The following is a 5,306-nucleotide window of genomic DNA, read 5'->3' as shown; positions in this document are numbered from 1 at the left end:
CGCTGCCGGGAGCGGAGGTCATCGCCGAGGGGCGGTGACCTCCGCTCCCGGCAGCGTGCCCGTCCGCGTCCTTCCGGACGCGCGGCACCGGCCCTCGGCCTCCCGAGTCGTCCCTCCGGCCGACGTCCCGCCGGGCGGCCGGGTCCCCGGGGCGGCGGCCTCGCCCGGTCCGGGCGGCGTAGTCGTCCGTTCTGGTCCGAACGGGGGGCAGGCCTCCTGCGTTGGTGGTGAATCGAGGCTGCAACCGGATGACCGTCCGCGCGGGGCTGCGCCGTGGCATCCGCGCCGGGCGGCTACTCCTTCCGCCATGACCAACACCAGGAAGTACCTGCTCGCCGGCGGCCTCGCGGTCGCGCTGACCGTCCTCTCCGCCGGCTCCGCGGCCGCGGGCCACGGCGCGAACGAGTCCGCCCTGCCCTCGGGCATCGAGTGCCTCAACACGGACGGCGACGCCCACGCCGAGGGCCTCGCCGCGGGATCACCGGGCGTGCTGTCGGGCAACCTGATCCAGATCCCCGTCAACCTCGAAGCCAACGTCTGCGGCAACACCATCGACATCGTCGGCCTGCTCAACCCGGCCAGTGGCGGCGGCGGGGGCGGCAACAACGGCGGGGGCAACAACGGCGGGGGCAACAACGGGGGCGGCAACAACGGCGGCGGGAGCGGTAACAACGGCGGCGGCGGCAACAGCAGCGGGGGCAACAACTAGGACCGCGACGGCGCCGACCGCGGCGAGGCCAGAGCCCACAGGCTGTGGCCTCGCCGTTCGTCATGGCCCCGCCCCTCCGGGCGGGGGAAGGGTCACATGCCGCCGCCCAGGGTGACCCCGCCGTCCACGACCAGGGTCTGGCCGGTGATCCAGCCGGCGTCGGGGGAGAGCAGGAAGGCGACGGCGCCGGCGATGTCCTCGGGGACGCCGAGGCGGCCGAGCGGGTAGGCCTTGGCGACCTTCTCCTCGCGGCCCTCGTACAGGGCCTCGGCGAACCTGGTCTTGACCACGGCGGGGGCGACGGCGTTGACCCGGATGCCCTGGGGGCCCAGCTCGGCGGCGAGTTCGGTGGTGAGCCGGATCAGCGCGGCCTTGCTGACGCCGTACATGCCGATCCCGAGCGAGGAGCGGATGCCCGCGATGGAGGCGACGTTGACGACCGAGCCGCCGTGCTCGCCCAGCCACGCGGCGTGCGCGCGGCGGGTCCAGGCCAGCGGGGCCAGCACGTTGACGGCGAGGATCTTGGCGGCGGCGGCCTCGTCGGTGTCGAGGACCGGCCCGTAGACCGGGTTGATGCCGGTGTTGTTGACCAGGTGGTCGAGCCGGCCGAAGGCCTCCAGGGTGCGGGTGACCGTCTCCTCCTGGTGCGCCGGGTCGTCGGCCTTGCCCGCGACGGCGATCGCGTTCTCCGGGCCGCCCAGGTCGCGGACGGCCTCGGCCAGCGGCTCCGGGTTGCGGGCGGTGAGGCAGACCCTGGCCCCGCGGTCGACCAGCTCGCGGGCGATGCCGAGGCCGATGCCCCGGCTCGATCCGGTGACGACGGCCACCCGGCCCTTGAAGGAGTGCACCACGGAGCGTCCTGCCTTTCGTGCGGGGATCCCTGCTGTCAGCTGACTAAGCGCTTGCTCAGCATGCTGTCGGTGCGGGAGGCTGTCAACAGTCCGCCGACCGCTTGCCCGTCGCACGCCGGCCCGGGTCGGGGGTCGGGCCGAGGGGTGGCCGGCGCGAAAGCCTGTACGAGTTTCTCTGGGAGGATGACGCCATGACCAGCACCCCGCTCGCCGACCTCTGGCCGACCCTGCCCGGCGCCGACGCCCGCCCCGAAGCGGCGTACCGGCTGCTCCAGGCCGCCGTCGAGTCGTTCGCGGAGCGCGGCTTCCACGCCACCACCACCCGGGACATCGCCACGGCGGCGGGGATGAGTCCGGCCGCGCTGTACATCCACTACCAGTCGAAGGCCGCGCTGCTGGCCGAGATCAGCCGGGCCGGGCACGCCGCCACGCTGACCCTGGTCCGGGGCGCGGTGGCCGGCGGGGGCGGACCGGCCGAGCGGATGCGGGAGCTGGTCGAGCAGTTCACCGCCTGGCACGCCCGGGCCCGGACGGTCGGCCGGGTGGTCAACTACGAGCTGCACGCGCTGCCCGAGGACGCCTACGCGGTGGTCGCGGCGCTGCGGCTGGACATCGAGCGCGAGGTCAGCGCGCTGATCGAGGCGGGCGTGGCGGCGGGGGAGTTCCAGGTGGCGGAGGTGCGGACGGCGGCCCGCGCGGTCACCTCGCTGGGCATCGACGTCTCCCGCTGGTACACCGACAACTCCTCCGAGGCGCCGGAGGAGCTCGGGCGCCGCTACGGGGAGCTGGTCCTGCGGATGCTCGGCGCCCGGGTCTGAGCCGGCGCCCCGTGCCGCCCGTGCCGCCCGTGCCGCCCGTGCCGCCCGTGCCGCCCGTGCCGCCCGTGCCGCCCGTGCCGCCCGTGCCGCTCCGGGCCCCTTGACCTGCTGCGACGAGGCGAGCAGACTCGTATACGCAGTACGTGTCCCTCGTACGTGTGCCTCGTAGACGTACGGCGCCGACGACGTTCGGCACCACCCGGCCCCGAGAGACGGCCCCCCGCGCGGCCCCGCGCCGCGCCCCCAGCAGCACCCTCCCGCGGCGGCCACGCCCCCGACCGGCGGCGCCGACGGGAGCAGACCCCGACCCGGGCCGGTCCGGCCGGCCGTGTCGCGGGGCCCGTGCGGCCCGGCGGCACCGGGACGGCGCGCGTGGCGCGCCGGGCGCGGCCCGGGTGGAGGGAGAGGGGAGGCGCGGCAATGCCTTCCCAACAAGCCCCCGCCCATCGACGACCGAGCCCGGTGCGCCCGCGATTCTGGCTGGAGACGGCCCTCGGCGCGCTGTCCGGGCTCCTGTTCCTGCTCACCCTGGTGTGGCCGCAGTGGATCGAGACGCTGCTCGGCCTCGACCCGGACGCCGGCAGCGGCGCCGCGGAGTGGCTGGTGGTCGCGCTCGCGGCCGCCGTCACCGCCGGGTGCGCGCTCGGCGCGCGGACCGAGTGGCGCCGGGCGCACCCGGCCCCGGTCCGTGCCGCGCGGTGAGCGGATCGGAGGACCGTCATGACCGACACCGCACCAGCCGCCGCACCCCGGCTGACCGACCTCGTCCGGAGTGCGCCGCTGAGCTTCCTCGGCACCGTCACCAGGGTCGGCGGCACCTCGCTCGCCGCCCTGCCGGCCGAGGCCAGGAACGAACGGACCGCCGTGGTCCGGGTGGACCAGGTGCTGCACGCACCCGCGGCCTTCCGGCAGCTCGGCGGCAGCGAGGTCACCGTCCAACTGGCCACCGACGCCGAGCTGTTGAAGGTCGGCGACACGGCGGCCTTCTTCACCAGGGGGATGGTCTACGGGGAGGGCCTGGGCGTGGCCGAGGTCGGCCGGCTGCCGGCCGACGCCGTCCGGCAGCACGTCTCGCTGGCCGCCACCACGGCCGACGAACTCCCCTTCTCCTCGGTGCAGCGGGAGATCCGCGACCAGGACCTGGCCGCGCACGCCGCCGAGGCGGACGCCGTCGTGGTCGCCACCGTGGTCGGCCTGGAGGACCTCGGCCTGGCCGAGTACTCCGAGCACGACCCGCACTGGTGGCGGGCCGCACTCGACGTCTCGCTCGTCGAGTCCGGCGGCGCCGCCCCCGGACCGACCACCGTGCTCTACCCGGCCAGCGGGGACATCCGCTGGCGCGCGGTGCCCAAACCGACGCCCGGGCAGCTGGGCCTGTGGCTGCTGCACGCCACCGGGGGCGAGCTCGCCGCGCGGGCGCCGTACCGGCTGCTCCACCCCGAGGACTACCAGCCGGCGCAGAAGCTCGCCGTGCTGCGGGAACGGAGGTGAGCCGACATGCCCACCATCAAGGTCGTCAACATCACCCCGAAGGCGCTGAGCGGCGACACCAACCTGGACAGTGAGCCCAACCTCGCGGTCGACCCGGAGAACCCGCTGGAGATGGTCGCGACCGCCTTCACCCCCGACCCGATGAACGGGCCGCTCGCCCCCGTCTACGTCTCGACGGACGGCGGGGACACCTGGGTGCTGAACAGCGTCGTCCCGGGCAACGGGGCACTCGGTACCGGGGACATCAGCGTCGGCTTCGGCGGGGCGGGGGGCCGGCTCTACACCGGCATCCTCAACGGCCAGAGCGGCGACCTGCAGATCCTGCGCGCGCCGGACATCACCGCGAGCACGCCGATGGCCGTGCTCGTCGACCGGAGCGGGGAGGACCAGCCCTGGGTCGTCGCCACCACCGTCACGGCGAACGGCGGCAGCGGCGACCGGGTGTACATCGGCAGCAACGACGTCGCCCAGCCCGGCGGCACCGCCACCGTGGACGTCTCGAACGACGCCGGCACCGGGCCCGCTCCGGCCGGTTTCGCGCCCGTCAAGCTCGACCGGCACACCGGCACGCTCTTCGACGGGCCGCCGGTGCGGATCGCCGCGCACCCGGACGGCACGATCTACGTCGCCTTCCTGAGCGTGACCGCCACCGGCGCGGGGGCCCTGATCACCTTCGACGTCGTGATGACCCGTGACGACAAGGGCGGCGTCGGACCGAACCCCTTCGAGGACCTCCTCGACTCGGCCGTCGGCGACGTCGGCCAGCGCGTGGTCACCGGCCGCAAGGCCCGGTTCAACCCGCACCAGCGGTCGCTGGGCCAGGAGCGCACCGGTGCGGACCTGGCCGTCGCCGTGGACCCCACCGACTCCAACAGCGTCTGGATCGCCTACTGCGACAACCTCGGCGGAACCGCCCCCACCGACTACGTGCTGCACAGCCGTCACTCGGCGGACCGGGGCCAGACCTGGGCCGCGGCGCGCCCGGACGTGGTCAACGGCAAGAACCCGTCGCTGGCGGTCAACTCCGACGGCCTGGTCGGGCTGGTCTACCAGCAGCTGGTCCACAACCAGTGGTCGACGGTGCTGGAGCTGACCGGCGACGGCTTCGGGACCACGGAGAGCCATGTGCTGCACCAGGCCCCGGGCGACGTGCCGCCGGCCGGGACGCAGCTGCCGTACCTGGGGGACTACCTCCGGATGGTCACGGTCGGAAAGGACTTCTACGGCGTCTTCGCCGGAAACAACACCCCCGACCGGGCCAACTTCCCGGTGGGCGTGACCTACCAGCGCAACGCCAACTTCACCACCCACCAACTGCTCAGCTCGGACGGGGTCACCCGGGTGCCGCCGTCCATCGACCCGTTCTTCTTCCACCGGGCCGCCTGAGCACCCGCGCACCCCCGCATCCCAAGGCGCCCGCCACGACCGGTCGTGGCG

6 protein-coding genes are annotated in these 5,306 nt (G+C 74.6%); 5 read left to right on the top strand and 1 reads right to left on the bottom strand.

Features of this window, described 5'->3' with window-relative positions:
- Positions 1-307 precede the first annotated feature (307 nt).
- Positions 308-709 (top strand): chaplin, encoded by a 402-nt coding sequence (locus ACFU7Z_RS35730; RefSeq protein ID WP_380782168.1) that lies wholly within the window; start codon positions 308-310, stop codon positions 707-709.
- 92 nt (positions 710-801) lie between these two features.
- Here ACFU7Z_RS35730 and ACFU7Z_RS35725 read toward each other — a convergent pair whose 3' ends face one another.
- On the bottom strand, positions 802-1,560 hold the full coding sequence (locus ACFU7Z_RS35725) for an SDR family oxidoreductase (protein ID WP_074003674.1): 759 nt from the start codon (positions 1,558-1,560) through the stop codon (positions 802-804).
- A 191-nt stretch (positions 1,561-1,751) separates the two neighbouring features.
- On the opposite strand from ACFU7Z_RS35725, the gene ACFU7Z_RS35720 reads away from it, so the two are divergent.
- The 4 genes from ACFU7Z_RS35720 to ACFU7Z_RS35705 all read left to right on the top strand — a co-directional run bounded on the left by ACFU7Z_RS35720 (position 1,752) and on the right by ACFU7Z_RS35705 (position 5,255).
- Positions 1,752-2,378: a TetR/AcrR family transcriptional regulator gene (locus tag ACFU7Z_RS35720; protein WP_049660629.1), complete on the top strand. Its 627-nt coding sequence runs from the start codon at positions 1,752-1,754 to the stop codon at positions 2,376-2,378.
- 462 nt (positions 2,379-2,840) lie between these two features.
- A complete protein-coding gene (locus ACFU7Z_RS35715; RefSeq protein ID WP_234348641.1) occupies positions 2,841-3,080 on the top strand; it encodes an ABC transporter permease in 240 nt (79 codons plus the stop codon).
- Between the two features lie 18 nt (positions 3,081-3,098).
- On the top strand, positions 3,099-3,869 hold the full coding sequence (locus ACFU7Z_RS35710) for a hypothetical protein (RefSeq protein WP_380782165.1): 771 nt from the start codon (positions 3,099-3,101) through the stop codon (positions 3,867-3,869).
- A gap of 6 nt (positions 3,870-3,875) precedes the next feature.
- A complete protein-coding gene (locus tag ACFU7Z_RS35705) occupies positions 3,876-5,255 on the top strand; it encodes a hypothetical protein (protein WP_380782163.1) in 1,380 nt (459 codons plus the stop codon).
- Positions 5,256-5,306: the final 51 nt, after the last annotated feature.

Origin of the sequence: Kitasatospora sp. NPDC057518 (genome assembly GCF_042802075.1) — a bacterium.
In the GTDB taxonomy this organism is placed as follows: domain Bacteria; phylum Actinomycetota; class Actinomycetes; order Streptomycetales; family Streptomycetaceae; genus Kitasatospora.
This window is presented reverse-complemented; position numbering and strand designations above follow the sequence as displayed.

Coding starts and splice junctions, on each gene's coding strand:
- ACFU7Z_RS35720 (WP_049660629.1), top strand. CDS start 1,752: ATGACCAGCACCCCGCTCGCCGACCTCTGGCCGACCCTGCCCGGCGCC.
- ACFU7Z_RS35705 (WP_380782163.1), top strand. CDS start 3,876: ATGCCCACCATCAAGGTCGTCAACATCACCCCGAAGGCGCTGAGCGGC.
- ACFU7Z_RS35730 (WP_380782168.1), top strand. CDS start 308: ATGACCAACACCAGGAAGTACCTGCTCGCCGGCGGCCTCGCGGTCGCG.
- ACFU7Z_RS35710 (WP_380782165.1), top strand. CDS start 3,099: ATGACCGACACCGCACCAGCCGCCGCACCCCGGCTGACCGACCTCGTC.